The following is a 26,756-nucleotide window of genomic DNA, read 5'->3' as shown; positions in this document are numbered from 1 at the left end:
AACGCTTATTCTACCACGCATCGTCGCAGCGGCCAGTAGCAGAATGCTTCAGGTGTGATGCCGGAGAACATTAGCTGCGCCGGATAGTCCGGGAAATACCGGCTGCTCATGACGCCTTCACCGTCGTTGATGAAGATTTCTACGCTCGACTGGTCGATAAAAATCCGCAGCGAGCGAACTTCGCCGCGCCAGTAGCGATAGTGGGTTTCATCACTGGCGAGGCTGCGTCGCGCCAGACGGATACCGCTGGCATCGCGCTCGAGGGTTAACGCGCCACCAAAATCGATGTGTAACGCATCGTCACGGGCGGTTTCCAGGGATATTTCCATCGGTTCCAGCGGTAGGGTGCTGTCCTGCCAGCCGCGAGCTTCGCCACGCAGGGCAGTGAGTTCGCGCAGCGGGCGCTGACAGAGCTGACCGTCGATAAACTCCAGCTCGCGCAGGCAGGTCATCTGATGGATCCAACCGTTAGCCAGCGTCGGCTGAAGCATTTCTTCGCCGTCGGGGACACCCATCCAGCCGACTAACAGACGGCGGCCATCGCTGGCCTGCATGGTTTGCGGGGCGTAGAACTCGAACCCGGCGTCCAGCTCGTGCAGTTCGCCGTGTTTGAAAGCAGCGCGGTCGTAGTCGAAATCGCCGCTCATCCACACTGCCTGGTAGGTGTTGAGATAGCGCTCTTTCTCGCGGGTAATCCCTTGCGGGCAGCAAATCAGGACATGCTGGTCGCCAAGCGCAAACAGGTCCGGGCACTCCCACATATAGCCTGCGTCGTCCAGGCCATTGATAGCGTAACCGGCGATTTCGCCTTCATTATTCCACTGATGCAGGTTCGCGGAGCTGAACAACAGCACCTTGCCGCGCTTTTGCAGATCCTGTGCGCCCAGCACCATGTACCAGCGACCTTCATGCTGCCAGACTTTTGGGTCGCGCACATGGCCGGTATAGCCCTCCGGTAGCGGTAATGCCGGGCCGAGCTTAGTAAACGTGCCGTTGGCATTTTCCGTCGCCAGGCACTGCCATGCGGTTCGGCTGCCGTCATCAAATTTGACGTTGCCGGTATAGCACAGGGTGAGGGTACCCAGGTTTACCACTGCGCTGCCGGAGTAGCAGCCGTTACGGTCATACTCTTCATCGGGCATTAGTGCGATTGGCTCATGTTGCCAGTGCAGCAGATCGGCAGAGCTCCAGTGCCCCCAGCACTTGAACTTATGATCGCAGGCGAGCGGGTTCCACTGATAAAACAGGTGATAACGTCCGGCATATTCAACAAAGCCGTTGGGATCGTTCATCAGCCCGGTCACCGGCGCATGGTGCCAGCGGGGATAGTGGCTGTCGGCCAGCGCGCGCGGCTGGCCCTGCATAACGGCCTGCAAAATCGCAGGCAGGCGTGATGGAAGTGACATTATTCAGCGTCCGTTTTGTATTTCAGTACCAGGGAGACGACAAAGGCGACGCCAAAGGCGATAACCATCCCGATAATGTAGTTCAGCAGCGAGCTGGCCTGCACGATGGCCATGCCAGGAATAGCCGTCAGACCTACCGCGGTCATGTAAACATGCATGGATACCACCCACGCACCGCCCACCGCGCCGCCAATCAGGGCTGCGATAAACGGTTTTACAAAGCGTAAGTTAATACCAAAAATCGCCGCTTCGGTGATGCCGAGCATGGCAGAAAACGCCGAGGGCAGGGTAATGGCTTTGATTTTTGCATCTTTAGTTTTAAACCACACCGCCAGACAAGCTCCGCCCTGAGCGACGTTGGCCATCGCCCAAATCGGCAGCAGGAAGTTTACGCCGATGGACGGGTTGCCAAGCAGCCCGGCTTCGATGGCATGGAAGCTGTGGTGAATACCGGTAATAACAATAACCGAATAGAGACCGCCAAACAGCAGTCCGGCCAGCCACCCTGCATGGGTAATCAGGGTGCTGAGGACTAACGAAATACCGTCGCCGAGCGCGCGACCGGCCGGGCCAATAATCAGAAGAGCGATAAAACCGGAAATGATCACCGTCAGGAATGGCGTCAGGATCAGATCCAGTGCATCCGGGATAACGCGACGTAGCTGTTTCTCAACCATGCTCATAAACCACACTGCCAGCAGCACCGGGAACACGGTTCCCTGATAGCCAATCATGGCAATCTCAAGGCCGAAGAAGTTCATGGTGTGGAAACCCGCGGCCACACCCCAGGCGTTGGTGAGCGCCGGGTGAGTCAGAATGCCGCCAAGCGTCGCACCAAGATAGGGGTTACCGCCGAATTCGCGGGCGGCGGTGAAGCCAATCAGGATCGGCAGAATAATAAACGCCGCCGAGCTGCACATATCCAGCATGATGTAGATGGCGTTGCCCGGGTCGACCCAGCCGTAAGTTTTGACCATCCCAAGAAGGCCCATCAACAGACCGGAGGCGACGATAGCCGGGATGATCGGCACAAAGATATTCGACAGCAGGCGGGCGATGCGCTGGAAAGGATTCAGTTTTTTCGCCGCAATGTCGGCAGCTTCTGATTTGCTGGACTCGCCAATCCCTGCCGCCTGGATAAAGGCGGCGTAGACTTTGTTCACCACCCCGGTGCCGAAGATAATCTGCATCTGTCCGGCGTTACGGAAACAGCCCTTAACACCATCAATTTTGCCAATGGCCTGCTGATCGGCCAGTGAATCATCGACCAGCACCAGGCGCAGGCGTGTGGCGCAGTGCGCGGCGCTGGCAATATTGTCCTTGCCTCCCAGAAGCGGAAGCAGCGAGTGGGAAATCTGTTCAAAATCCATAGTACCCTCTGAATGCGTATTGATTTTCGAGTTGTCGCCTCGTGATAGCCGGGGCGCATTCTCTTCGTTGTTATTGTGTCCGGGGCGACGAAACATACTTTGTCGCCCCGGCGGTTACTGTTATCAGGTGTTAACCGTTAAAACCAGGTTTCCATCTGCATCCCGAACGACCATTCGCCGCCCGATTTAAAACCACTGCTGCCCAGTGCGTCATCGCTGGCGTAATTATTGAGTTTTTTGCTCCAGTCCATCCATGAGGTGTAAAGGCGGATTTCAGGACGACTGAAGAAATCACCGATGTCGCCAACCTTAAAGGTCGGGGCGAAGGTGAGCTTGTAGAAGCTACCGTTTACCGCATGGCGATCGTTATAACCTTCAGGCTTGAGGTCCATATACTGGTAGCTGCCTTCATAAGCGAGGGCGAAGTTCTGATTGATCTCCTGGATCAGGCGCATGTTGAGGGTTGCCCACTGGTAGCTGTCGCCATCGACATAACGATCTTTACTGGTTTGTGCCAGTATCGCCGGGGCGATAAACCAGTTCTTGCTAATTGGCGTGGTGCCGTAGCTGGCGAAGCGCCAGGTGTTGGCCCCCGAGCGTAACGCACCATCGGAGCCGACACCTTTAACTTCTGCACCCAGGCCGTGACCGTAGAGCAGGGCGGTTTTGCTGGCGCCTTCACGCAGGCCGTAAAAACTGTCGTTGTGCAACCCGAGCAGCGTATGTACCCCGGTATTTGCCGCATCGCCTTTGACCGGATTACCGTTGGTATCCTGGCGTTCGTCGTTGTCTTTGGCCCGCATCCCGCTGACCATCACCTGCACAGGACCAATGAAATTGTTCATGCTGACGATGTAGTTCTGCACACTGTTGCTCGAATCAGCAATATCACCGAAGTTACGTCCGTACAGAGAGAAGTTGCTTCGAATGCTGTCGTTCCACCTGACATCGTAAATACCGCCGCCGGTACCGGCGAGGAACACGACATCCGAGTCGATCCAGTGAATATCAAAGTTGTCGCGGTCAAAGCGTTTCCCGGCCCACAGGGTGGAGCCTTTAAACGGCCCGTCGAAGGTCGGTAAGTTACCCAGCTCGACAAAGGCCTGACGAACGTTCAAATCACTGGTGCTCGCCGTCCAGTCGTTATAAGTGGTTTGACCGTCGGCGACCATGACTTTGAAGCGGGTCGTCGCCCCATTATCCAGGGTCTGCTTATGTTCAAGATTCATTTCGACATAGGTATCGGCCTGGTTTCCCAGACGACCGATAGCCCCGCCGGTTTCCCCTGCTGGCGTCATGTAGGCCCCGGATTTGGTGCTGGCACCGGAGTCATTCATTATCACGCCAGAGCGGGCGTAGCCGTGGAACTCAAACCCGCTTTTCTCATCGGCTTTTTTCTCCAGTTTGGCAGTACGCTGAGCCACTTCCTGAGTACTGTCCTGGGTTTTTTGCTGCTGAGTGGTGAGCTGCTGAACTTTTTTCTCTGCAGAATCGGCGCGGGTTTCTGCCGTTTGCGCTCTGTTTTCTGCATCCTGCAGGCGTTTTTCCAGCGCAATTAAACGGGCTTCGATACTGCGGAGATCCGTTTGTGCATGGGCTGAGGCGGCGCCGGTTAGCAAAGCGATGAGAACCGCGAGTGTGCTTTTTCTGAACATATAGATTGCATCCCAAAAGAAAAATTTAAAATCGTGTGTTTTTTGCTAAACCGGTTTAGTTGCTATGTTAAGCATGACATTTAACATTTTGAAATTGATTTTGCTAAACCGGTTTAATAAGTGTGATGGATGCAACAAAGTGGACCGCGCGTGGCGGCCTTTAGGATCAAAACTAGCGATGTAGATCGCGCTGGTATGGCAGGGCAGTCATCGCGCCTTTCGCCATTGTTGCCAGGGCGCCGCAGGTTTGCGCGAGAGTAAGTGTTGGTTCCAGCGCATTGATATTCGTCGGCATTCCGTTGGCAGCAAGGCTTGCGAGCAGACCGGCTACAAAAGCATCGCCCGCGCCGGTGGTATCCACGCTGACAACCGGCTTAGCGCTGAGATGGGTAAACTGCTGCTGGAATGCGGCGATGACGCCCGCTTTGCCCTGGGTCACCAGCAGTAATTCAGGCTGATAGCGCTCGGTAATGCTGGCGATCCCCAGTGCGATATCATCACTGCCACTGATGAATATCAGCTCTTCTTCAGACAGCTTCACCACGTTTGCCAGACGCAGGGCGCGATCGAGACAGGTGTGTAGTTGGTTCTGATCCTGCCAAAGATCCAGGCGGATATTAGGGTCAAAGCTCACCCGGCCACCGGCACGTTTGATTTTTTCCATCGCGGTAAATGTGGTGCTGCGGCTGGGTTCTGCGCTAAGGGCAATAGAGCAGACGTGCAGCCACTGGTTGGCGGTAAACTCCGGCAGGTCTTCTTCTGCCAGGAACAGATCCGCGCTGGGACGCACCATAAAGGTAAAATTTCGCTCTCCCTGTTCGTCAAGGTCGACAACCACAGTGGAGGTGCGATGCTGACCGTCAAGGCGCATATGGCTGACATCAACCTGCTCCTGTTGCAGGGTGTTGCGCATAAAACGACCAAACGGATCGTCGCCCACGCGCCCGATAAACCCACTGTTACCGCCAAGGCGAGCAACACCTACCGCCACGTTAGCCGGTGCGCCGCCAGGACACTGTAGCAGGCGGCCCTCGCTTTCCGGCAGCAGGTCTACCACCGCGTCGCCCAGAACCCAGATTTTTGCATTCATGTTGGTATTTCCCCTCTCAATGCTAAACTATATTAAACCGGTTTAGCATATTAAAGCACACGGATAAAGTAAGTGAAATGCCATGAGCCGAAAAGTGCGAGTCAAGGCAAAAGAGGGAACTGACAGGGAGACGCTGTTGGCGATTGTTCCAATGTTTAAAGCAGAATACATCTCTGTGAGACGTTAAGGTTTCGTTAATTAATAGACATGATACTAATAAGGTCAAATCCACTAACCGAATGGTCAAATGATGAACGAACAATTACGAAATGCACTTCCTCACAAAGACACTCCCTTTCTCCGTGTGCTGCATATTATCGTAGCTGTATTGGTTTTATTGCAGATCATCAATTCTAATCTTACAGAAAGCGAGGCGCTTAGCGATTTTTCACTGACCGGTTTCGTCACATGGTTCCATGTTATCTCCGGATTAGCACTGATTGTTCTTGGTCTTATCATGCTTGGATGGATGCTGAAGCAACGAGGATTTCGTTACTATTTTGCCTGGCTGACCCTTGATTTTCGGGGGGTGATTGAAGACGTTAAAATGCTATTTTCATTCCGTCTACCTGAAGCCCATGCTGGTGGAATAGCGGCATTAATCCAGGGGCTTGGCGTGCTGGCATTGTTGGGCGTTGCAGCGTGCGGTGGGGCGTGGTTCGCACTAAATACCTTTTACGGGCCATCATCTGCGCTGGCAGAAAGTGTGCTGCATTTACATAAGTTTCTGACGGTATTTATTGAGACTTATTTCTGGGCTCATGGGGCGATGGGTTTGCTTCATATATTCCTCACCGCCCGCAGCCAAAGGAAAAATCCCGTTACCGAGTAAAACGGTTGAGATGATTATGGAAAAGGTACGCTGTAGTGGCGGGCTAAACTGCCTTCTACAGCGTTATTATTGGGTGCCAGAATGTATCAATCGGCCGCGTTGTTCCAACGGAGGGAAGAATAACCCCCCATTAACTACGGCCAGTATCCTAAATACCAAAATCCGGTTCTTTTACGGAAAATGGATCGATATGCACCATAACATTCAGGACATCGTTATTTTTTAACACCCGTTCCCGTGCAGCAATCGCAATATCATGTCCATCCCTGACGGATAAGTTTTCAGGAACTTCCAGATGAACGTCGACCAGGATCAGATCTCCCGCCTTACGCGTTTTAAGGTCATGGAGCCCGGCAACACCAGGCGTTGAGAGAAGAATAGCTTTTATTTCATGCTCTTTTTCCTGATCGGCAGAGCGGTCCATCAGGTCGTGCAATGCATCAGAAGCAAATGAGTAACCCATACGTAATATCAGGACCCCGACCACAAACGCAGCAACAGGATCAAACCAGGGATATCCAGCCAGAGTCCCGATAATGCCAATCGCTACAACGACCGATGATGCTGCGTCAGAACGGGCATGCCATGCATTTGCCACAAGGAGTGAGGACTGAACACGGTTGGCAACACTGAGCATGTACCTGAAAAGCGATTCTTTTACGATGAGTGCTGTCAGTGCCACCCAGAGCGCGGCCGAATGAACTTCAGAAAGCTGCTCCGGATGCATCAATTTCACGATTGCAGACCACAACATTCCGGCACCGACGGCCACCAGTAGCATTCCCAGAATCATCGACGCGCCGTTTTCGTAGCGCCAGTGCCCATAATGGTGATCATTATCTGAAGGTTTACGGCTTTTTTTATTGGCAAACAACACAACAAAATCAGCTATTAAATCGGAAAGAGAATGAATCCCATCAGCAATTAACCCTTGTGAACCTGAAAATAAACCCGTCAGGATCTGTGTAAACGATAAGAAGAAATTTACAATGACGCTAATTAACGTGCTTTTTTTTGCAGCAACTGAACGTTCATGATATTTATTATCATTTCTCATAAAATATTCCGAATAAACAAAAAACCAAATTATGGGCTAAACTTATTCAATATTAATGCAATGAAAAGAACAAATAAATACAATATCTGTTAATGCAGTTTTTATATATCCGCAATGCCAGTGATATTCATTATCTAATTCACAGGAAAACAGAAACATGCATCTTGAACGACACAGTATTGAAAGCGTTGGATGGCTAAGGGCCGCCGTGCTGGGGGCAAATGACGGTATTGTGTCGACAGCAAGCCTTGTCCTTGGCGTCGCGTCGGCAAATACAGGTCCCTCTGGCGTTTTACTGGCGGGGGTTGCTGGCCTGGTTGCGGGAGCGATGTCGATGGCGACAGGGGAGTATGTTTCTGTTTCATCGCAGGCGGATACAGAAAACGCCGCTCTGGCACAGGAACAAAAGGAACTGGAAACAGATTATCAGGGCGAGGTGCGGGAGCTTACGACACTGTATATACAACGTGGGGTAGAGCCGGCACTCGCTCACCAGGTTGCAGAGCAATTAATGGTGAAGGATGCACTGGATGCTCATGCCCGGGAAGAGCTCGGGCTAACAGGCACGAATTCTGCGCGGCCGCTACAGGCAGCCCTCTTTTCAGCACTGAGTTTTTCTGCCGGTGCGGTGTTGCCTTTATTGGTTGCCTGGCTAGCACCAGCAACGCGGGTTTCTGTGTTTATTATCCTGTCTACTCTTTGTTCGCTGGCTGCGCTGGGGTATATCTCTTCGGTTGTCAGCAAAGCGTCTCCTGTCAGGGCGATCATCAGAATTACTTTCTGGAGCACTATGGCAATGGTTTTGTCGATGGGGGTTGGGCATCTCGCCGGACGAGCGTTGCTTTAAAAAACCGTTTAATTCTCAGGAGAGAACCTGATAATAAACGCAAAAAAGCCCCCGAGGGGGCTAAAGGGTTTTGCTACAAAGAGATGAAAGGGGCGATATTTCGGCAACCCCTGATCCTCTTATTTGGTCAGTTCAGCTGTCATATGAACGCGGTTATTAAACTGAGCGCTGGTAATTTTGTATGACGCACCCTGTTCAGCTGCCTGTGCGGCAATTTTGGCTTCTGCACGATCCAGGGTTGATGCGTTAGCGCTAATGCTCTGTGCGAAAGCACCGAAAGACATCAGAGAAAGAGCGGAAACTACAACTAAAGTTTTGATGGTTTTCATGGTCGTATTCCTAAGTTATTTTGTTCTGTATGGGGCTGTATTGCCCTGATGTGATAAATAATAGGACGAGCATGAGGTGATTAAAACCGAAACAATTTGCTTGCATCGTTCAAAAAAATAGAATGATTTTAATGATTCGTAAATCCACCACATATCGGAATTCCGTAACTGCCTGCTTTGAGTAAAAAATACCTTTCTGGGGTTTGACTGTGTAATGATGAAGTGGCGCTGCCTCATTGACTTCAGGACCAATAATGAAAAGACGTTATGCCATTGCTGATGTTTTTACCGATACCCCTTTTCTCGGCAATCCCGTTGCCGTTGTTTTAGATGCTGAAGGTATGAGTACCGAACAGATGCAACGGATTGCGGTTGAGTTTGGCTACAGCGAAACAACGTTTGTTTTGCCTCCTGATAAGGCGGCAAACACTGCGCGAGTCAGGATTTTTACCCCCTCGCGTGAAATTCCTTTCGCCGGGCATCCCAACGTGGGCACTGCCTATGTCCTGGCACAGTATGCCGCTCTGGAGGGGAGAGCGGTGCCTGATACCTTGCGGTTCGAAGAAATTGCCGGACTGGTCCCGATTACGATCCTGAAAGACGACGGCAAGGTTACAGGTGCTGAACTGCTTGTGCCCGAAGCATTATCCTGCCGCTCTGAGGTGAGTCCTGCAAAAGTCGCCGCTTGTCTGTCTCTGGGCGCGGAGGAGATCAGCACGAAAACGCATAATCCGCTTGTCGCCTCGGTAGGGTTGCCATTCCTGGTGGTGGAGCTGGCCTCACGCGAGGTGTTGCGCCAGTGTGTGCCAAATTTACAGGGATTTCGGGAACTCCTGCCGCTTGATGGGGCGGTCTCTGTTTATGCCTGGGTCGCAGAAACCGCTCCCGATGCGCAATGCGATCTTCACGCGCGGATGTTTACGCCGCGTATGACCGAAGACCCGGCGACGGGCAGTGCAACCGCCGCCGTTACGGCCCTGCTGGCAACGCTTCAGAATAAAACAACGCTCGCTCTGCATATCCGCCAGGGTGTGGATATGGGGCGCGCAAGCTCGCTGTACACCCATTACGATGCAACGTCCGGTGAGCCGCTGGTCAGAGTGGGGGGCAAGAGCGTCATTACCATGGAAGGTACGTTTAGCCTCTGACGTAAACAGGCTATTTCAGATCTAACAACTTGATTACGCTGGCAATCTCTGCAACATCACCGGCGGATAATGGCTGAAGCGGGCGAGGCAGGCAGTCAACATCAGTCAGCCCCAGAATGCCCGCCGCAGCGGCCACCACGCGAATACTGCCGCCATGTTTGCGATAAAGCGTCCACAATGGCTCCAGGCGCGCAACCAGGGCGGTAACACGGGCATGATCTTTCATCGCTGCCGCCTGGGTGATTTGCTGTGCGGTTTCCGGGAATAGCCCTGCGCACACGGAATACCAAATCTCACACCCTGCATTGAGCCCCAGGCCTGCAAAAGCATCCCCGCTGATACCGATGGTCACACCCGGTTTGAGCTGACTGCGTAAGTTCCTGACACGTTGAGCAGCCGCTTGCGCCGTATCAGGTACGCCTGGGATTTTGACCGAGCCAACGCCATCCAGCGATGACAAGCGGCCGTGCAGTTCATCCGAATACGTAAAATGCGTTGTGCCGGGATTGTCATACACGCATATCGGCAGTGATGTGTGCCGGCTCACCGTTTCAAAGAGGCTGAACACGTCGTCATCTCTGAGCGACTGGTAACTGACTGCAGGCAGGAGCAGCGCATCCGCGCATGCCTGCTGGGCATCTTCCGTCAGACGCAGAATGGCATCGGTGCTGATGGCACCGACACACACCATCATCGGAATATCCCCGGCCAGTTCACGGGCAAGGAGAGCAACACGTTTGCGTTGTTCTCGTGTCAGGTACGCATAACTTCCTGTTGAGCCCAATATCCCCAGAGAGTCGACCCGTGCGGCGGTGAGACGCGACAGGATCTTCCGGAAGCCAGCCTCATCAACATCGTTGCTGGTGACAGGGGTTAACGGGAAAGCGCACAAACCAGTAAACATGTTGTTTCTCCTGCAAAATATCGGGTGTTATTCCGTAAGAAGCGCCACGTCAAACCACAGGCCGGGCATCATATTTTCAAGGCCATCCGTCAGCATTCTTCCGGCTTCATGAAGTTGTTCCAGTGGCATTTGTGGCAAGCTTTCCAGAATGAACCACATCTGCCGGGCTTGCACATCCAGACGCGTTCTTATTCCCTGTCTCCAGTTCCAGCGGCGACAGGTCACGCCAGTGTTGTCCCGCCAGATAATTTCTCCGGGGGAAGGGTACTCAATTGCAGTCTCGCCATCTTTCACCGTATCAAAAGGTTCTGTGCCTTCTGAAATCGTCAGGCACGGGGCACCCTGGTAAGCCGCAATATTCTCGCCGCCAACGGGAATGGCGTACCGGAGGCTCACGGCGTTATACAGATCAACAACAGGATCGAGTGCCGGCATCATTCCATCACGCAGTACGCGCTTGCGCAATGCCTCAGCGGAACACGGGGTACGCTTGGGTTTGGCACCAAACTTCTGAAAAACATCGGCCCATGCCGCCAGATGAGATTCTGCCCACGCAGGCCCGCCTGCCAGAACGGCCTCGCAGGCTTCTCGTAGCGCTAGTTCTCCAGCACCAGGGTTTAATACCGGCGCGGCTTTTACGTGGATACTCAGTGCCCGAAAACCAGGCGCAATACGATAAATTTCAGGGGCAATTGACGGAGATACTGTTAGCACGGGATAATCCTGTAATGACCAATTTATTTCATGATAATGACCTATGACCAAAAAAGTCAATTTAGTGACCGATGCGAATTCCATTGCCAGCTCTGTGAATGAAGCCGTATCTCAGCGGATCAAGCTGTATCGCAAGCAAAAGAAAATGTCACTCGATGAGCTCTCCCGCAGAGCCGGGGTCAGCAAAGGCGCACTGGTTGAGATCGAAGGGTGTAAGGCAAACCCGAGTATTGCGCTGTTATGCCGCCTTGCTGCGGCGATGGGTGTTTCAGTGGCTGATTTTGTTGATGTCAGTTCAAAACCGACGGTGCATCTTATCGCGGAAGATGAAATCCCAGAGCTCTGGAAAGGCGATATGGGGGGAAGGGCGCGGCTTCTTGCGGGGTCCGGTGGCCCCGATATGACGGAGCTCTGGATGTGGGAAATGCAGCCGGGAGAAAAGTTTGCCTCACCCGGACACCCTGAAGGAACCCTCGAACTGTTTTATGTGCAAACAGGAACACTTACGCTTGGGGTACAGGATCATCTGTACGTGGTGAAAACCGGTTGTTCGGCAACCGCCAGGACCGATGTCCCTCATTTCTACGAGAACCAGGGCGAGCACCCACTGAAATTCATCATGACGGTAAATGAAAAAGCATCCTGAGTGATGCGCGATAGAGCACGTCAAATCCGTATTTCAGCGCGCCTTCAGCAAATTCGGTGGCCAGCCCTTTTCCCCATGCTTCGGTGGCGAAACGGTATCCGAGATTATTAATCGTGATGCCGTCATAGCTAAGAATGCTCAGGCCACCGAAGCCGATAATGCTTGCAGGGGTATCGAGAAGTGAAATGGCCCAGTTACCAAATCCATGCTGTTCACGGTGGTGTATCCAGCGTTCCAGCACCGTTTCTGCATAATGAAGATCAGGATAGGGGCCGGAAGGGTTAAAGGTGTTGGTGGCCGGATCGCCGTAAATGCGGAACAGGGCGTCTGCATCGGATGCCACAACGGGGCGAAGGTACAGGCGTTTCGTTTCAACGGGCAAACTGGGCTCCTTATCGACAAATGGCTACACGTGGTTCACTTCACCTGCAACAGTATTGCCATCAGCCCCGGAAAGCGGGCGTCAAGATCGTCTCTTCGCAGTGAAATCATGTTTTCTCGCCCCTGGGGGCGCTGCCAGATCACGCCGCTGTCGCGTAAAACGCGCCAGTGATGGGTCATGGTGGACTTCACCACGTCTTCTGGTCGCAGAGCATTACAGCTCAGCTCTTCGCCATCGGCAAGACGGCGGATTATCGATAAGCGTAGCGGGTTGCCGAGGGCAAACAACACATTTTCCAGCAGTATTTGTTCAGGTTCCGGGTGGTTTGGGATCATAGTTTTCCTGCGTCAGTCATCAGATTGAGCTATATCAACAATAGGTCAATCACGAAAAAATAGTTCGATAATACTCGTACAATAGGACTATTATAGCAAACGAATGAATAAGCGGCCATCCTGGCCTTCACAACACAGTCTTTGAGACTTAAGGAAATATCATGCCCCGACCCATCCCTCTCGAACGTTATCGCAACATCGGTATCTCCGCGCATATCGATGCCGGTAAAACGACCACCACTGAACGCATCCTGTTTTACACCGGGATGAGTCACAAATTGGGTGAAGTACACGATGGCGCGGCAACCACTGACTGGATGGCGCAGGAGCAAGAGCGCGGAATTACCATTACGTCCGCAGCCGTTAGCTGCTTCTGGCCGGGTATGGACAGAGGGTTTGAGCCGCACCGGATCAATATCATCGACACCCCTGGGCACGTGGATTTCACCATTGAAGTGGAACGATCCATGCGTGTGCTCGACGGCGCGGTGATGGTGTATGACTCCGTAGGTGGTGTACAGCCGCAGTCGGAAACTGTCTGGCGCCAGGCGAATAAATACCATGTGCCGCGCCTGGCGTTCGTCAACAAAATGGACCGCCCGGGGGCTGATTTCTTCCGCGTTGTGCAGATGATGCACGATCGCCTGAAAGCCAATCCGGTGCCGATTGTGATCCCGGTTGGCGCAGAAGATCATTTCAGCGGAGTGGTCGATCTCATCAAGATGCGCAGTATCGTCTGGGACGACGCCACTCAGGGCATGGTGTTTACCTATGCGCCAGTGCCTGAAGAGTTGCTGAGTACTGCGCAGGAATGGCGGGAAAAAATGGTGTCGGCGGCGGCGGAAGCCAGCGATGAGCTGATGGATAAATACCTTGAAACAGGTGAGCTTGATGAGGCCGATATTATCCGTGGCCTGCGCAAACGCACTATTTCAGGGGAGATCCAGCCGATGCTATGTGGCAGCGCCTTTAAAAATAAAGGGGTGCAGCGAATGCTTGATGCCATTGTCGAGCTGATGCCATCGCCGCTGGACGTTCCGGCCATTGATGGGGTGGATGAAAAAGGGCAACACGCAGAACGCCACCCAAGCGATGAAGAACCGTTCTCAGCGCTGGCGTTCAAACTGATGAGCGACCCGTATGTCGGGCAATTGACCTTTATCCGCGTTTACTCTGGCGTGCTGAGAAAAGGCGATGCGGTCTACAACCCGGTGAAAGGCAAAAAAGAGCGCATCGGGCGTATTGTGTTGATGCACGCCAATGACCGGCACGAAGTGGATGAACTGCGAACGGGTGACATCGCAGCCTGTGTCGGCCTGAAAGATGTCACGACCGGCGACACGCTGACTGACCCGAATGCGGTGATCACGCTTGAACGTATGGAGTTCCCGGACCCGGTGATCTCCCTTGCGATCGAGCCGAAAACCAAAGCGGACCAGGAAAAAATGGGTATCGCGTTGCAGCGTCTGGCGGCGGAAGATCCGTCGTTCCGTCTGCACACAGACGAGGAGTCCGGGCAGACGATTATCTCCGGGATGGGTGAGTTGCATCTGGAAATTATCGTCGACCGTATGAAGCGTGAGTTTGGCGTAGAGGCGAACATCGGTCGGCCGCAGGTAACGTACCGCGAAACCCTGCGCAAAGCGGTGAAAGATATCGAAGGCAAATTTGTACGCCAGTCTGGTGGTAAAGGTCAGTACGGCCATGTGGTGCTGAGCCTTGAACCATTAGCGCCGGGAAGTGGTTTCAAATTTGAAGATGCCACTAAAGGCGGCGTGGTGCCGCGCGAGTACATTCCTTCAGTGGAAAAAGGGCTGCGCGAAGCCATGAACACCGGCGTGCTGGCGGGTTATCCGGTGGTGGATGTGAAAGCGACCCTGACGTTTGGTTCGTATCACGATGTCGACTCCTCGGAGATGGCATTCCGTATGGCGGCAATCCTCGGTTTTAAAGATGGAGTGCGCAAAGCGGACCCGGTCATTCTTGAGCCGGTGATGCACGTCGAAGTGGAAACGCCGGAAGACTACGCCGGGAATATCATGGGGGATTTATCTTCCCGCCGGGGTATGGTGCAGGGCATGGAAGAACAGTACGGCAGCCAGATTATTCGAGCTGACGTGCCGCTCGCCGAGATGTTTGGCTATGCCACTACACTGCGTTCGATGTCGCAGGGTCGCGCGACCTACACGATGGAGTTCCATCATTATGCGGAAGCACCGCGTAATGTGGCGGATGAAATCATAGCAGGGCGTACGAAGTAAGATTGACTGGGGTGAGGGGACAGGCTTGTTCACTCACCCCTTTTTTTAATCCGGTGCCTTCACCATCTTCCCACTGGTCACAAACGTTCCGGCGCCGAGGTGGTGCAGCGTATTCAGCTTATCCCCGTCAAACTGCCAGCGACCGGCCACAAATACGCGCTCATCCGCTGCTGCGGAAACCACTTCCCCAAACAAGGTGTCGTATTTCTCTGCGGCGGAGGTGACCGGCAATAAGCGGCACTCCATCCACGCCAGACACTTCTCTTCAATTACCGGCAGACCAAGCACCGGGCCGTTGATCGTCGGGATGCCATAGCAGTTGAATTTATCTTCATCGCGCCCGCTTACGCTGCCGACCGCATAAGTCCAGTTTGCTGCCGCCACGCCCGGGATCACGATGCCAAATTTACCGCTGCGCTCAATTAATTCACGCGACCAGGCGCTTTTATCCACCACGATGGCAATGCGCGGCGGTTCGAACTCGACGGGCATCGACCAGGCCGCGGCCATCACGTTGCGGCGACCGATCGATTCATCACGGCTGGTGATCAACACCGTAGGGCCGTGATTCAGCAGACGGCTGGCGTGCTTTAACTCAACAGGGCGAAACGCGCTCATAGATATTCCTCTCAACGTGGCTATCGGCATTAAACGACTGAAGCGCATAAGAAATCAAGACGCAACATGATCGTCATGTTTTCGTCACACTCGCTCCCTACAGTGGCCGACAGTAAATCCCAAAGAGGATAACAATATGCTCACTTCCATAACGCTCAAAAGCGTGTCGTACGCTTTTGGCGCGAATACTGTATTGAATCAGATAGATCTGCACATTGAGGCTGGCAGTGTGGTTGCGCTGTTAGGGCCATCAGGGTGCGGCAAAAGTACATTGCTCCGTCTGCTCGCCGGGCTGACACAGCCTGCCTCGGGCGAACTCTTGTTTGGTGAACGCCTGGTCGCGAAAGCAGGGTGGTCATTACCGCCTGACGCCCGCGATATCGGTATGGTCTTTCAGGACTATGCCCTATGGCCGCATATGACCGTGGCGCAGAATGTCGCCTTCCCGTTAAAGATGCGCAATATCCCTCGCCCGGAATGTGAATCCCGCGTAGCGAAGGCCTTGTCGCGCGTGGGGCTGGGGGATTTTGCCGGGCGTAAACCGGCCGGATTATCGGGCGGCCAGCAGCAGCGTGTAGCGCTTGCCCGCGCCATTGTCGCCGAACCCCGTGTGCTTCTCTTCGATGAGCCGCTCTCCAACCTCGATAGCGAACTGCGTGAATCACTGTGTCAGGAGATGGCCACACTGCTGCGCCAGCTCGGGACGACTGCCGTGTACGTTACCCACGACCGTCGGGAGGCTGAAATCCTGGCCGATCGCATCGTGCATTTATCTGCTGGCAGCGTTGCTGCCGATCATTTGATTTCATCCTCAGGGGAGTTTGCATGAAAGCCACAATGTCCGTGAAAAAAGGAGTTCTGCTCGCAATGGCGTTATCGTCCGTCATGATGTCCAGCGCTCACGCGCTGACTGTCTATACCGCAGGCCCGGGATCGCTTGCTAAAAATCTGGCAACGGGATTTGAAAAGAAAACCGGCGTGAAAGTCGACATCTTCCAGGCCACGACCGGCAAGGTGATGGCACGTCTGGAAGCAGAACAAGCTAACCCACAGGCGGATATTTTGATCTCTGCATCCTGGGATACCGCAGAGGATCTGCATACCCGTGGCTGGCTGCTGCCGTACCAGAGCGCCAATGCGCAAAAAGTCCCGGCGGACCTCAAATCTACTGACTTCGTGGCGCAAGGGGTGTCGGCGCTCGGGATCGTCTGGAACACCAAAAGCGGGACGCCAGAGCCGAAAGAGTGGCAGGACCTGACCACCGACGCCTTTAAAGACAAAGTCACCACGCCAGACCCGGCGCTGTCTGGTGCATCGCTGGATTTGCTGATCGGTCTGCAAAACGGGATGGGTGATAAAGCCTGGGCGCTGTTTGATGAACTGAAAAAGAACGGCATGGTGGTGAGCGGCCCGAACGCGCAGGCCGTCATGCCCGTGATGCAGGGCGCGAAAGCGGCCGTGTTCGGCGCGGTGGATTATGTCTCTTATGGCAATATCAGCCAGGGTGAATCGTTGAAAGTTATCTTTCCGGCCAGCGGTACGGTGATTGCGCCGCGTCCGATGATGATCCTTAAATCGACGCAACACGCCGACGATGCGAAAGCCTTTGTGGATTATGTGCTGTCGCCAGAAGGTCAGGCGATGGTGGCCGACGCCTGGCTAATGCCTGCCCGCGAAGATGTGAAGGCGAAACGTCCGCTGTTAGGCGAGCTGAAAGTGCTGCCAACCAAAAGCGATGGCACCAGCGCGCGTGGCGATATTCTCAAGCGTTTCAACGCCATTTTCGCTCTGTAATCCACCTGACGGGGGAAACCCCGTCTTCAGGAACCTCTCGTGAATCAACGACTCTTGTCTGCGATGACGCTGACGCTGCTGGTTATCCTGGTGGCGTTTCCGTTGTTGTTTATCACCTTACAGGCGGTGTTCCCGCAATTTTACTCAGGTGACTTTAGTGGCGCCTTTAGCGGCGTTCGCACGCTGCTGGCTGAGCCACAACTGCCCGCGATGCTTGGCGGAACGCTTCAGATTGCCATCGGTGTTGCGCTGGTGAGTGCCTTAATCGGTTTTCCGCTTGGGGTTGCCCGGGGGCTGTTGAACCTGCCTGCGCCACGGCTGTGGGATTTGCTTTTTCTGATCCCGTTCTTAACGCCACCCTATATTGCGGCATTGTCGTGGATGCTGGTATTGCAAACCAACGGCTATCTCCAGCAGTTAACCGGCATCAATCTCAACGATGTGCTGTTCAGTAAAACCGGCATCGTGCTGGTGATGGCGCTGAACATTTTCCCAGTGGTCTATTTTGCGGTGTCGCGCAGCCTGCTGGCGAGTGGGCAGCGTCTGGCGCTGGTGGCCCGCGTTCACGGCGCGAGTGCCGCCAGGGCTTTCTGGCATATCACCTTGCCGATGTTGTCACCGGCGTTGGCGGCAGGAATGCTGCTTGCATTTACCCTGGCCATTGAGGAGTTTGGCGTACCTGCGGCGCTGGGCACCCGCGCGGGCGTGCTGATGCTAACCACGGATATCGAAAAGAAACTGGCTGACTGGCCGGTGGATCTTTCCGGGGCGTCGATGCTTTCTGTGGTGCTGATGGTTATCGCCCTGTCGGCGTGGGGGTTACAGAAAAAGCTGACCGGACATCATGATGTCACCAGCGTGACCGGCAAACCGACGGAAAATAGCGGGGCGAACGCGGGCGTATTTACGCTGCCGATAGTGGTGATGATGGCAATTGTGGGCGGTATTGCAGTGATCCTGCCGGGCGCATCGATGGCGTTATCCGGGGTGTTAGGAACCTTATCCGGTGGGGTGACGCTGTCTAACGTGACAATGTCACATTATGTGGCGCTGTTTAGCCAGCAGGGTGACGCGCTTTCTGCGCTGGGCACCAGTCTGTCGCTGGCGTTGGGTGCCGCGTGTATCACCGGGATGTTGGGGCTGCTGGCGTCCTGGCTGGTGGTTGTGCAGAAGATAAAAGGGCGCGCGGCGCTGGATGCGCTGTCGCTGATGCCTGCCGCGCTGCCAGGAATTGTGGTGGGTGTGGGGCTGATCCTTTTGTGGAATCAGCGCTTCTGGCCCGTTTCGCCCTATAACACCTGGGTCATTTTACTGCTGTCGTACAGTTGTTTGCTCCTGCCATGGCCGGTGCGTTATGTGGGCAGTGCCTTACGCCAGCTTGGCGGTAATCTGGAGCCTGCCGCGCGGGTTCACGGGGCGTCGGCGTTTCAGGCGTTACGTTTTATTGTGATGCCGCTGGTGTCGCCTGCACTGCTGGCGGCGATGCTGATGGTGTTTGCTATCGCCTCGCGTGAGCTGGTGACATCGTTATTACTTGCGCCAGCGGGAACGCAGACCGTGTCGGTCTTTATCTGGCGGCAGTTCGAACAAGGTTCAGTCGGACAAGGGATGGCGATGGCAACCCTGACACTCATCACCGGGCTGATTTTGATGCTGGTTGCGCTTGGCATCATGCAGCGCAATACCCAAAGATAAAAAGCACTTTTGCACCAGTGGGCAGACAAAAATAGTTTATAAACAGGGAATCACTGAACAAGGAACCTCTGACATGTCTCCATTTCTGAGTGCGTATTTTGCGCGAACAGGCTGGCAACAGCCTGTATCGGTTGATATCGACACCCTGCATGCGCTGCATTTGCAGCATAACTGCACCATCCCCTTTGAAAATATCGACGTCGTGCTGCCGCGCGAAATTCATCTTGAGGATCAGTGCCTGGTCGACAAGCTGGTGACGGCGCGCCGCGGCGGTTACTGCTTTGAGCAAAACGGCCTGTTCGAGCGCGTATTGCGTGAAATCGGCTTTACGGTGCGCAGCGTACTGGGTCGCGTGGTGTTATCTAATCCTCCACAAATGCCGCCGCGCACGCATCGGTTACTACTGGTTGAGCTTAACGGCGAGCGCTGGATTGCGGACGTAGGTTTTGGCGGACAGACGCTGACGGCGCCGATTCGCTTAATTGCCAATAAAGAACAAGCCACTCCGCACGGGCTTTATCGGCTGCTCAGCGAAGGCAACGACTGGGTGCTCCAGTTCCGCCATCACGAGCACTGGCAGTCGATGTACCATTTCGACCTGACGGCGCAGTATTTCAGTGATTATGTGATGGGGAATTTCTGGTCGGCGCACTGGCCGCAATCGCATTTCCGCCACCATTTGCTGATGTGTCGTCATCTGCCGGAGGGCGGCAAACTGACCCTGACCAACTTTAACTTTACCCACTGGCAGAACGGGCATGTGGAAGAGCAAGTCCATCTGGCGGATGCAGAAGCGCTGTATGCATTGATGGCAGAACGGTTTGGGCTGGGTGTGGACGACCCAAAACACGGTTTTTCGCTGGCAGAACTGACGGCGGTAATGGCCGGGTTTGAAACACATCCACAGGCCGGAAAATAGCCCGGCGCGCTAACGCTTACCCGGCCTACAAAATCCCCGAACGTAGGCCCGGTAAGGCGTAGCCATCACCCGGCACCATCAGCGGCGCGATCGGACCACCTGATACCTGCGCGTCAGATACTCCACCGGCGCGCTCCACACGTGCACCAGACGCGTGAACGGGAACAGCAGGAAGATGGTCATCCCCAGCACCAGGTGAACGCGGAAGATAAACGCCACACCGTCCAGATGCGCTGACGCACCACCGCGGAAGGTGACGACCGCCTGCGCCCAGTCCACCAGTTTCAGCATTTCACTGCCGTCCGGGTGTTGAGCTGAAAACGGGATCGTGGTCAGACCGAGAATACACTGCACCAGCAGCACGCAGAGGATCAGGATATCGGCGGTTGATGAGGTCGCCCGAATCCGCGGGTTGGTCAGCCGGCGCACCAGCAGACCCGCACCGCCCACCAGCGTCAGTACACCGCACACGCCACCGGCAATCATCGCCATCAGCTGTTTTTGCGACATCGGCAGGAACCACGAATAAACCCAGTGCGGTGTCAGCATCCCGAACAGGTGGCCGAAGAAGATCCCCAGAATGCCGATATGGAACAAGTTCGACCACAGCACCATCCCGCGTTTATCCAGCATCTGACTTGATGAGGCTCTCCAGGTGTACTGCCCGTAGTCGTAACGCAGCCAGCTTCCCACCAGGAAAACCGTGCCGCACAGGTAGGGGTAGATATCATAGAAAAAGACGTTCAGATACTGGATCATTTTGGGCCTCCGGCGCTGACGTCGACGTACTGCGGGGCGACGTCCTGGCTAAAGCGTCGTTGATATTGCTGCATCGGCGAGCTGTCGCACGATGTGGCGTTGTCCTCAATAAACTTAACCTGTTCCTCTTCCCAGACCGCGTCCAGCGCCTGGCGGGTATCATCCCGTTTTTCACCTGAAACCTGTTTTGCCACGCTGTCGCTGGTAAGGCGGCTGCCGGCTAGCGACAGCAGGGCATCAAACAGCTGATAATGCGCCACACCGCGTTGTTTCAGGCGACCGCCAATCAGCGCCAGGATCGGCGCCACGTTTTGCAGCCCTTCGCGCGCCTCGTCATTGGTGACGATACTGAGGTATTCCAGATACAGCGGCAGATAGTCCGGCAGCTCGCGGCAGTCCAGCTGAAGCCCGGCTTTCTCATATTGCCCCATGAGATCAACCATTGCCTGTCCGCGATCGCGGGATTCCGCATGAACATGTTCAAACAGCAGCAGTGAGGTTGCGCGGCCACGCTCAAACACTTCACACCACTCAGCCTGTTTATCCAGCAGGTTTGCGCCCAGGTGCTGCCGGGCAAACGGCAGCAGCACGGGCGCATCCTGCGCAATAAGCCAAAGCGCTTCGTCACGGCTTTCCCACAGTGTTTCATCGGGATACTCAATCAGCAGCGCGATGATTTTAAGGATTTGCATTATTCTCCCTCCCCATGTTCGCGCACCTCGGAGATGTTGATGGCATCAATGCGATGGCTGTTGAAGAGGTTAAATTTGGTGTCGGAGCCGTGGCAGCCGTCGCCAAAGGTAAAGCCGCAGCCGTTCTTCTCCGGGAAGGCGTCCTGCGCCATTTCGCGGTGGCTGGTTGGGATCACAAAGCGGTCTTCATAGTTGGCAATCGCAAGATAACGGTACATCTCCTCAACCTGTTCCACGCTCAGGCCCACTTCCTCGATGGCGCGGGTATCGGTCACACCCTCAACGGTCTGGGAGCGTTTGTAATGGCGCATCGCCATCATGCGTTTCAGGGCGCGCAGCACCGGCCCGGTATCGCCTGCGCTGAGCATGTTCGCCAGGTACTGCACCGGAATACGCAGGTTTTCTACGGCAGGGAGCACGCCGTCGTTCATCGGCAGGCCACCCGCGTCAGCGTAAGACTGAATCGGCGACAGCGGCGGCACATACCAGACCATCGGCAGGGTGCGGTATTCCGGATGCAGCGGCAGGGCCAGCTTCCAGTCCATCGCCATTTTATAAACCGGTGAACGCTGGGCGGCATCAATCACGTTCTGCGGAATGCCTTGTTTCACCGCTTCTTCAATCACTGCGGGATCGTGCGGGTCGAGGAACACATCGCATTGACGCTCGTAGAGATCGGTTTCATGCTCGGTGCTCGCCGCTTCTTCGATACGGTCTGCGTCATACAGCAGTACGCCGAGGTAACGGATACGCCCGACGCAGGTTTCCGAGCAGACGGTCGGCTGGCCTGATTCAATGCGCGGATAGCAGAAGATGCATTTTTCTGACTTGCCGCTCTTCCAGTTGAAGTAGATTTTTTTGTATGGGCAGCCGCTGATGCACATGCGCCAGCCGCGGCACTTGTCCTGGTCGATCAGCACAATGCCGTCTTCTTCACGCTTGTAGATAGCGCCGCTCGGGCAGGTGGCGACACAGCTCGGGTTGAGGCAGTGTTCGCACAGGCGCGGCAGGTACATCATGAAGGTGTTTTCAAACTGGCCGTACATCTCTTTCTGGATCTTCTGGAAGTTGCGGTCGCGGGCGCGTTTTTCGAACTCGCCACCCAGCAGCTCTTCCCAGTTCGGGCCACCGACGATTTTGTCCATCCGTTTGCCGCTAATCAGCGAGCGCGGGCGGGCGGTGGGCAGGTGGTCTCCCTCCGGTGCGCGGTGCAGATCCTGGTAGTCGAAAGTGAAGGGTTCGTAGTAATCGTCAATGCCCGGCAGGGACGGGTTGGCGAAGATTTTCGACAGAACGCCCACGCGGCTGCCGAGGCGTGGCGTCAACTTGCCGGTAATACCTCGTACCCAGCCGCCTTGCCACTCCTCCTGATCTTCCCAGTTTTTCGGGTAGCCGATACCCGGCTTGGTTTCGACGTTGTTGAACCACGCATATTCCATGCCTTCACGCCCGGTCCAGACGTTTTTACAGGTGACCGAGCAGGTGTGGCAGCCAATGCATTTATCGAGATTCAGTACCATTCCAACCTGTGAGCGTATTTTCATTTTTTCGCCTCCTGAATCTGATCCCGACCTTCGCCGTCCAGCCAGTTAATGTTTTTCATTTTGCGGATCATGATGAATTCGTCGCGGTTGGAGCCGACGGTACCGTAGTAGTTGAAGCTGTACGCCAGCTGCGCGTAACCGCCGATCATGTGCGTCGGTTTCGGGCAGACGCGCGTCACCGAGTTGTGAATACCGCCACGACGGCCGGTCACTTCTGAACCCGGAATGTTCAGAATGCGCTCCTGAGCGTGGTACATCATGGTCATGCCCGGCGGCACGCGCTGGCTGACCACCGCGCGGGCGGTGAGGGCGCCGTTGGCATTGAAGGCTTCGATCCAGTCGTTATCTTCAATGCCTAACTCTTTGGCGTCCGCTTCGCTTATCCAGACAATCGGCCCGCCGCGAGACAGGGTCTGCATCAGCAGGTTTTCGCTGTAGGTGGAGTGAATGCCCCATTTCTGGTGCGGCGTCAGGAAGTTCAGCGCTTTCTCCGGGAAGCCGTTCGGTGGGATCTCGCGCATGTGGGTGACGCTGCGGGTATCAATTGGCGGACGATAGGCCACCAGGCTCTCCCCGAATGCGCGCATCCAGGTGTGATCCTGATACAGCTGCTGACGCCCGGAAATCGTCCGCCACGGGATCAGTTCGTGTACGTTGGTGTACCCGGCGTTATAAGAAACATGCTCGCTCTCAAGACCAGACCATGTCGGGCTGGAGATGATTTTGCGCGGCTGGGCCTGGATATCACGGAAGCGGATTTTCTCGTCTTCTTTGTTGATTGCCAGGTGCGTGTGATCGCGTCCGGTCAGTTGCCCGAGTGCTTCCCAGGCTTTTACCGCCACTTGGCCGTTGGTTTCTGGTGCCAGGGCGAGGATCACCTCAGAGGCATCAATCGCCGTTTCAATCAGTGGGCGACCTTTTGCCGGGCCGTCGAGTTTGACGTAGTTCAGCTTGCCGAGGAAATCGACCTCGTTTTGCGTGTTCCACGAAATGCCTTTCCCGCCGTTGCCAAGCTTATCCAGCAGTGGGCCGAGGGAAGTGAAGCGTTCATAGGTATCCGGATAGTTACGTTCCACCACCGCAATACTCGGAGCCGTTTTACCGGGGATAAGGTCACATTCCCCTTTGCGCCAGTCCTGGATATCAAACGGCTGCGACAGCTCCGCCGGGGAGTCGTGCTGTAACGGTTGCAGCACCACGTCCGTTTCGGTGCCCAGATGGCCGACACATACTTCAGAGAAAACTTTGGCGATGCCTTTGTAGATCTCCCAGTCGCTACGGGATTCCCACGCCGGATCAACGGCGGCTGAAAGCGGGTGAATAAACGGATGCATATCCGAGGTATTCATGTCGTCTTTTTCATACCAGGTGGCGGTCGGCAGGACGATATCCGAGAACAGGCAGGTGCTCGACATACGGAAATCAAGCGTCACCAGCAGGTCGAGCTTGCCTTCGATGGCTTTAGTCTGCCATTCCACCTCTTCGGGTTTGACATCATCCGTTGAGCCTAAATCCTCGCCCTGAATCCCGCTTTCGGTACCGAGCAAATATTTGAGCATGTACTCGTGGCCTTTACCGGACGAGCCAAGCAGGTTAGAGCGCCAGACAAACAGGTTACGCGGGTGGTTTTTGCCGTTGTCTGGTTGTTCGCAGGCAAAGCGGATATCACCTGATTTTAATGCCTGGACGGTGTACTCCTGCGGTGTCATTCCGGCAGCATCCGAGCGGGCCTTGATGTGCAGCGGGTTGAGGTTAAGCTGTGGCGCAGACGGCAGCCAGCCCATGCGTTCAGCGCGCACATTAAAGTCGATCAGATGTCCGGTGAATTTAGAGACATCCGCCAGCGGAGAGAGCAGTTCCTGCGCGGTCAGTTTTTCGTAGCGCCACTGGCTCGCATGGTTGTAGAAATATGAGGTGCTGTTCATCTGACGCGGCGGACGGTTCCAGTCCAGCGCGAAGGCCAGCGGCAGCCAGCCGGTTTGTGGGCGCAGCTTTTCCTGGCCGACATAGTGCGACCAGCCGCCGCCGCTTTGCCCGACACAACCGCAGAAGACCAGCATGTTGATCATCCCACGGTAATTCATGTCCATGTGATACCAGTGGTTCACCCCGGCACCGAGAATAATCATGGAGCGGCCATGGGTTTTATTCGCGGTATCGGCAAACTCGCGGGCAATTTTTTCAATCAGATACGCCGGTACGCCGGTAATCTGCGCGCCCCAGCCAGGGGTGTAGGCTTTGATTTCAGCGTAATCTTTCGCCGCATTGGTATCTTCCAGACCGCGATCAAGCCCGTAGTTTGCCAGCACCAGATCATACACGCTGACCACGCGTTTCTGGCTGCCATCGGCCAGCGTCAGGGTTTTGCTGGGCAAGCGGCGAACCAGGACCGGCTCTTGTTTCACGCTGCGGAAATGCGGGTTCTCGTTGCCACCGAAATAGGGGAAAGCGACATCGGTGATACTGTCGTGGGTGATCAGCAAAGAGAGCGTAAGCTCCGTTTCATGCCCGGCCGCCAGCGGCTCGAGGTTCCATTTGCCTTTTTCGCCCCAGCGAAAACCAATTGAGCCATTCGGTGCGACCAGGTTACCGGCGATATCAAAGGCGATGGTTTTCCATTCCGGGTTATTGGCTTCACCAAGCCCGTCAGCAAGGTCTGATGCGCGCAGCATTCGGCCAGGAACCACATAGCCATCGTCCCGCTCATCCAGCATAACCAGCATCGGCATGTCCGTGTAACGGCGGCAGTAGTTCAGGAAATAGTCGCTTGGGTTATTCAGGTGGAATTCTTTGAGGATCACATGGCCCATCGCCATGGCCAGGGCGCTGTCGGTGCCTTGTTTTGGCGCCAGCCACTGGTCACTGAGCTTCGCTACTTCGGAGAAATCCGGGGTAATGGCAACGGTTTTGGTCCCTTTATAGCGTACTTCGGTAAAGAAGTGGGCATCGGGCGTGCGGGTCTGCGGCACGTTAGAGCCCCAGGCGATGATATAGCTGGAGTTGTACCAGTCGGCAGATTCCGGTACGTCGGTCTGCTCGCCCCAGGTCATCGGCGATGCGGGCGGTAAATCGCAGTACCAGTCATAGAAGCTCAGGCAGGTTCCGCCTAACAGCGAGAGATAGCGTGTCCCGGCAGCGTAAGAAACCATCGACATCGCCGGAATAGGTGAGAAACCGGCCACGCGATCCGGGCCAAAATTCTTGATAGTCCAGACGTTGGCGGCGGCGATCAGCTGGTTCAGCTCTTTCCAGTTCGATCGGATAAACCCGCCGCGCCCGCGCGCCTGTTTATAGCTTTGGCTCTTTTGCGGGTCACTCTGGATGGCATCCCACGCCAGCACCGGATCGTTATGCTGCGCCAGCGCGTCGCGCCACAGTTCAATCAGCTTACGGCGCACCAGCGGGTATTTCAGGCGGTTGGCGCTGTACAGATACCAGGAGTAGCTTGCGCCACGCGGGCAGCCGCGCGGTTCGTGGTTCGGTAAATCCGGGCGGGTGCGGGGGTAGTCGGTTTGCTGCGTTTCCCAGGTCACTAACCCGTTTTTGACATAGATTTTCCAGCTACAGGAGCCGGTACAGTTCACGCCGTGGGTGGATCGCACAATTTTGTCGAACTGCCAGCGCTGGCGATAGCTGTCCTCCCAGTCACGGTTGGTGTTGTACATCTGCCCGTGTCCATCGGCGAACGTATCGCCTTTTTGTTTGAAATAACGAAAGCGATCCAACAGTTTACTCATGACATTTCTCCTGCTCCGATAA

Annotated in this window: 23 protein-coding genes and 1 pseudogene; 9 read left to right on the top strand and 15 right to left on the bottom strand. The window is 55.0% G+C overall.

Annotated elements, in window-relative coordinates; translation table 11 throughout:
- Window positions 1–5: 5 nt before the first annotated feature.
- The 4 genes from ACT9TW_RS17510 to ACT9TW_RS17495 all read right to left on the bottom strand — a co-directional run bounded on the left by ACT9TW_RS17510 (window position 6) and on the right by ACT9TW_RS17495 (window position 5,521).
- Window positions 6–1,406 (bottom strand): sucrose-6-phosphate hydrolase, encoded by a 1,401-nt coding sequence (locus ACT9TW_RS17510; protein WP_446493208.1) that lies wholly within the window; start codon window positions 1,404–1,406, stop codon window positions 6–8.
- On the bottom strand, window positions 1,406–2,776 hold the full coding sequence (locus tag ACT9TW_RS17505; RefSeq protein WP_315685872.1) for a sucrose-specific PTS transporter subunit IIBC: 1,371 nt from the start codon (window positions 2,774–2,776) through the stop codon (window positions 1,406–1,408). The genes ACT9TW_RS17510 and ACT9TW_RS17505 overlap by 1 nt, the downstream gene beginning before the upstream one ends.
- Before the next feature lie 137 nt (window positions 2,777–2,913).
- On the bottom strand, window positions 2,914–4,431 hold the full coding sequence (locus ACT9TW_RS17500; RefSeq protein ID WP_446493207.1) for a carbohydrate porin: 1,518 nt from the start codon (window positions 4,429–4,431) through the stop codon (window positions 2,914–2,916).
- A 172-nt stretch (window positions 4,432–4,603) separates the two neighbouring features.
- Window positions 4,604–5,521, bottom strand: coding sequence for an aminoimidazole riboside kinase (locus tag ACT9TW_RS17495; RefSeq protein ID WP_446493206.1), 918 nt, complete (start codon window positions 5,519–5,521; stop codon window positions 4,604–4,606).
- A 250-nt stretch (window positions 5,522–5,771) separates the two neighbouring features.
- Here ACT9TW_RS17495 and ACT9TW_RS17490 point away from each other — a divergent pair, with 250 nt between their 5' ends.
- Window positions 5,772–6,353, top strand: coding sequence for a cytochrome b/b6 domain-containing protein (locus ACT9TW_RS17490; RefSeq protein WP_446493855.1), 582 nt, complete (start codon window positions 5,772–5,774; stop codon window positions 6,351–6,353).
- A 148-nt stretch (window positions 6,354–6,501) separates the two neighbouring features.
- On the opposite strand, the gene ACT9TW_RS17485 is transcribed toward ACT9TW_RS17490, so the two are convergent.
- Window positions 6,502–7,410, bottom strand: coding sequence for a cation diffusion facilitator family transporter (locus ACT9TW_RS17485; RefSeq protein ID WP_446493205.1), 909 nt, complete (start codon window positions 7,408–7,410; stop codon window positions 6,502–6,504).
- Window positions 7,411–7,567: 157 nt separating this feature from the next.
- Here ACT9TW_RS17485 and ACT9TW_RS17480 point away from each other — a divergent pair, with 157 nt between their 5' ends.
- Window positions 7,568–8,257, top strand: a complete 690-nt coding sequence (locus tag ACT9TW_RS17480) for a VIT1/CCC1 transporter family protein (RefSeq protein WP_182061217.1) — start codon at window positions 7,568–7,570, stop codon at window positions 8,255–8,257.
- Between the two features lie 119 nt (window positions 8,258–8,376).
- Here the strand turns inward: ACT9TW_RS17480 and ACT9TW_RS17475 are convergent, their stop codons facing one another.
- The gene (locus tag ACT9TW_RS17475) at window positions 8,377–8,586 is read right to left on the bottom strand and encodes a YdgH/BhsA/McbA-like domain containing protein (protein WP_182061216.1); all 210 of its coding nucleotides are present in this window, start codon (window positions 8,584–8,586) and stop codon (window positions 8,377–8,379) included.
- A gap of 254 nt (window positions 8,587–8,840) precedes the next feature.
- On the opposite strand from ACT9TW_RS17475, the gene ACT9TW_RS17470 reads away from it, so the two are divergent.
- Window positions 8,841–9,734 carry a PhzF family phenazine biosynthesis protein gene (locus tag ACT9TW_RS17470; protein WP_446493204.1) on the top strand — a complete coding sequence of 298 codons (894 nt, stop codon included), beginning with the start codon at window positions 8,841–8,843 and terminating at the stop codon, window positions 9,732–9,734.
- A 10-nt stretch (window positions 9,735–9,744) separates the two neighbouring features.
- Here ACT9TW_RS17470 and ACT9TW_RS17465 read toward each other — a convergent pair whose 3' ends face one another.
- The gene (locus tag ACT9TW_RS17465; RefSeq protein ID WP_446493203.1) at window positions 9,745–10,638 is read right to left on the bottom strand and encodes a dihydrodipicolinate synthase family protein; all 894 of its coding nucleotides are present in this window, start codon (window positions 10,636–10,638) and stop codon (window positions 9,745–9,747) included.
- Window positions 10,639–10,665: 27 nt separating this feature from the next.
- On the bottom strand, window positions 10,666–11,352 hold the full coding sequence (locus ACT9TW_RS17460; RefSeq protein ID WP_182061213.1) for a B3/B4 domain-containing protein: 687 nt from the start codon (window positions 11,350–11,352) through the stop codon (window positions 10,666–10,668).
- Between the two features lie 43 nt (window positions 11,353–11,395).
- Here ACT9TW_RS17460 and ACT9TW_RS17455 point away from each other — a divergent pair, with 43 nt between their 5' ends.
- Window positions 11,396–11,998 (top strand): helix-turn-helix domain-containing protein, encoded by a 603-nt coding sequence (locus ACT9TW_RS17455; RefSeq protein ID WP_446493202.1) that lies wholly within the window; start codon window positions 11,396–11,398, stop codon window positions 11,996–11,998.
- A 13-nt stretch (window positions 11,999–12,011) separates the two neighbouring features.
- Here the strand turns inward: ACT9TW_RS17455 and ACT9TW_RS17450 are convergent.
- Window positions 12,012–12,380, bottom strand: a pseudogene (locus ACT9TW_RS17450) (GNAT family N-acetyltransferase); the annotation flags it as partial.
- A 35-nt stretch (window positions 12,381–12,415) separates the two neighbouring features.
- Complete coding sequence (locus tag ACT9TW_RS17445; protein WP_014070388.1) at window positions 12,416–12,715, bottom strand: ArsR/SmtB family transcription factor; 300 nt, start codon at window positions 12,713–12,715, stop codon at window positions 12,416–12,418.
- 161 nt (window positions 12,716–12,876) lie between these two features.
- Between ACT9TW_RS17445 and fusA the strand changes: the two genes are divergently transcribed.
- A complete protein-coding gene (fusA, locus tag ACT9TW_RS17440) occupies window positions 12,877–14,976 on the top strand; it encodes an elongation factor G (RefSeq protein WP_446493201.1) in 2,100 nt (699 codons plus the stop codon).
- Window positions 14,977–15,021: 45 nt separating this feature from the next.
- Here the strand turns inward: fusA and ACT9TW_RS17435 are convergent, their stop codons facing one another.
- Window positions 15,022–15,594: a flavin reductase family protein gene (locus ACT9TW_RS17435; RefSeq protein WP_446493200.1), complete on the bottom strand. Its 573-nt coding sequence runs from the start codon at window positions 15,592–15,594 to the stop codon at window positions 15,022–15,024.
- 136 nt (window positions 15,595–15,730) lie between these two features.
- Between ACT9TW_RS17435 and ACT9TW_RS17430 the strand changes: the two genes are divergently transcribed.
- The 4 genes from ACT9TW_RS17430 to nhoA all read left to right on the top strand — a co-directional run bounded on the left by ACT9TW_RS17430 (window position 15,731) and on the right by nhoA (window position 20,002).
- Complete coding sequence (locus ACT9TW_RS17430) at window positions 15,731–16,423, top strand: ABC transporter ATP-binding protein (protein WP_446493199.1); 693 nt, start codon at window positions 15,731–15,733, stop codon at window positions 16,421–16,423.
- Window positions 16,420–17,388 carry an ABC transporter substrate-binding protein gene (locus tag ACT9TW_RS17425; RefSeq protein WP_446493198.1) on the top strand — a complete coding sequence of 323 codons (969 nt, stop codon included), beginning with the start codon at window positions 16,420–16,422 and terminating at the stop codon, window positions 17,386–17,388. Before ACT9TW_RS17430 ends, ACT9TW_RS17425 begins: the two co-directional genes overlap by 4 nt.
- A 39-nt stretch (window positions 17,389–17,427) precedes the next feature.
- Window positions 17,428–19,083, top strand: coding sequence for an ABC transporter permease (locus ACT9TW_RS17420; RefSeq protein WP_446493197.1), 1,656 nt, complete (start codon window positions 17,428–17,430; stop codon window positions 19,081–19,083).
- Window positions 19,084–19,156: 73 nt separating this feature from the next.
- On the top strand, window positions 19,157–20,002 hold the full coding sequence (nhoA, locus tag ACT9TW_RS17415; protein WP_446493196.1) for an N-hydroxyarylamine O-acetyltransferase: 846 nt from the start codon (window positions 19,157–19,159) through the stop codon (window positions 20,000–20,002).
- 78 nt (window positions 20,003–20,080) lie between these two features.
- Here the strand turns inward: nhoA and narI are convergent, their stop codons facing one another.
- The 4 genes from narI to ACT9TW_RS17395 are packed head-to-tail and all read right to left on the bottom strand — an operon-like array spanning window position 20,081 to window position 26,734.
- The gene (gene narI, locus ACT9TW_RS17410; RefSeq protein ID WP_014070379.1) at window positions 20,081–20,761 is read right to left on the bottom strand and encodes a respiratory nitrate reductase subunit gamma; all 681 of its coding nucleotides are present in this window, start codon (window positions 20,759–20,761) and stop codon (window positions 20,081–20,083) included.
- Window positions 20,758–21,453: a nitrate reductase molybdenum cofactor assembly chaperone gene (narW, locus tag ACT9TW_RS17405; protein ID WP_446493195.1), complete on the bottom strand. Its 696-nt coding sequence runs from the start codon at window positions 21,451–21,453 to the stop codon at window positions 20,758–20,760. Before narW ends, narI begins: the two co-directional genes overlap by 4 nt.
- Window positions 21,453–22,997, bottom strand: a complete 1,545-nt coding sequence (narH, locus tag ACT9TW_RS17400; RefSeq protein ID WP_182061202.1) for a nitrate reductase subunit beta — start codon at window positions 22,995–22,997, stop codon at window positions 21,453–21,455. The genes narW and narH overlap by 1 nt, the downstream gene beginning before the upstream one ends.
- Window positions 22,994–26,734: a nitrate reductase subunit alpha gene (locus ACT9TW_RS17395; RefSeq protein ID WP_446493194.1), complete on the bottom strand. Its 3,741-nt coding sequence runs from the start codon at window positions 26,732–26,734 to the stop codon at window positions 22,994–22,996. The genes narH and ACT9TW_RS17395 overlap by 4 nt, the downstream gene beginning before the upstream one ends.
- Window positions 26,735–26,756 lie beyond the last annotated feature (22 nt).

Source organism: Enterobacter sp. C4G1 (assembly GCF_052886895.1).
This window is presented reverse-complemented; position numbering and strand designations above follow the sequence as displayed.

Bases quoted from the DNA above. Each gene is read 5' to 3' on its own strand.
- ACT9TW_RS17510 (WP_446493208.1), bottom strand. From the start codon at position 1,406: ATGTCACTTCCATCACGCCTGCCTGCGATTTTGCAGGCCGTTATGCAG.
- ACT9TW_RS17505 (WP_315685872.1), bottom strand. From the start codon at position 2,776: ATGGATTTTGAACAGATTTCCCACTCGCTGCTTCCGCTTCTGGGAGGC.
- ACT9TW_RS17500 (WP_446493207.1), bottom strand. From the start codon at position 4,431: ATGTTCAGAAAAAGCACACTCGCGGTTCTCATCGCTTTGCTAACCGGC.
- ACT9TW_RS17495 (WP_446493206.1), bottom strand. From the start codon at position 5,521: ATGAATGCAAAAATCTGGGTTCTGGGCGACGCGGTGGTAGACCTGCTG.
- ACT9TW_RS17490 (WP_446493855.1), top strand. From the start codon at position 5,772: ATGAACGAACAATTACGAAATGCACTTCCTCACAAAGACACTCCCTTT.
- ACT9TW_RS17485 (WP_446493205.1), bottom strand. From the start codon at position 7,410: ATGAGAAATGATAATAAATATCATGAACGTTCAGTTGCTGCAAAAAAA.
- ACT9TW_RS17480 (WP_182061217.1), top strand. From the start codon at position 7,568: ATGCATCTTGAACGACACAGTATTGAAAGCGTTGGATGGCTAAGGGCC.
- ACT9TW_RS17475 (WP_182061216.1), bottom strand. From the start codon at position 8,586: ATGAAAACCATCAAAACTTTAGTTGTAGTTTCCGCTCTTTCTCTGATG.
- ACT9TW_RS17470 (WP_446493204.1), top strand. From the start codon at position 8,841: ATGAAAAGACGTTATGCCATTGCTGATGTTTTTACCGATACCCCTTTT.
- ACT9TW_RS17465 (WP_446493203.1), bottom strand. From the start codon at position 10,638: ATGTTTACTGGTTTGTGCGCTTTCCCGTTAACCCCTGTCACCAGCAAC.
- ACT9TW_RS17455 (WP_446493202.1), top strand. From the start codon at position 11,396: ATGACCAAAAAAGTCAATTTAGTGACCGATGCGAATTCCATTGCCAGC.
- ACT9TW_RS17445 (WP_014070388.1), bottom strand. From the start codon at position 12,715: ATGATCCCAAACCACCCGGAACCTGAACAAATACTGCTGGAAAATGTG.
- fusA (WP_446493201.1), top strand. From the start codon at position 12,877: ATGCCCCGACCCATCCCTCTCGAACGTTATCGCAACATCGGTATCTCC.
- ACT9TW_RS17435 (WP_446493200.1), bottom strand. From the start codon at position 15,594: ATGAGCGCGTTTCGCCCTGTTGAGTTAAAGCACGCCAGCCGTCTGCTG.
- ACT9TW_RS17430 (WP_446493199.1), top strand. From the start codon at position 15,731: ATGCTCACTTCCATAACGCTCAAAAGCGTGTCGTACGCTTTTGGCGCG.
- ACT9TW_RS17425 (WP_446493198.1), top strand. From the start codon at position 16,420: ATGAAAGCCACAATGTCCGTGAAAAAAGGAGTTCTGCTCGCAATGGCG.
- nhoA (WP_446493196.1), top strand. From the start codon at position 19,157: ATGTCTCCATTTCTGAGTGCGTATTTTGCGCGAACAGGCTGGCAACAG.
- narI (WP_014070379.1), bottom strand. From the start codon at position 20,761: ATGATCCAGTATCTGAACGTCTTTTTCTATGATATCTACCCCTACCTG.
- narW (WP_446493195.1), bottom strand. From the start codon at position 21,453: ATGCAAATCCTTAAAATCATCGCGCTGCTGATTGAGTATCCCGATGAA.
- narH (WP_182061202.1), bottom strand. From the start codon at position 22,997: ATGAAAATACGCTCACAGGTTGGAATGGTACTGAATCTCGATAAATGC.
- ACT9TW_RS17395 (WP_446493194.1), bottom strand. From the start codon at position 26,734: ATGAGTAAACTGTTGGATCGCTTTCGTTATTTCAAACAAAAAGGCGAT.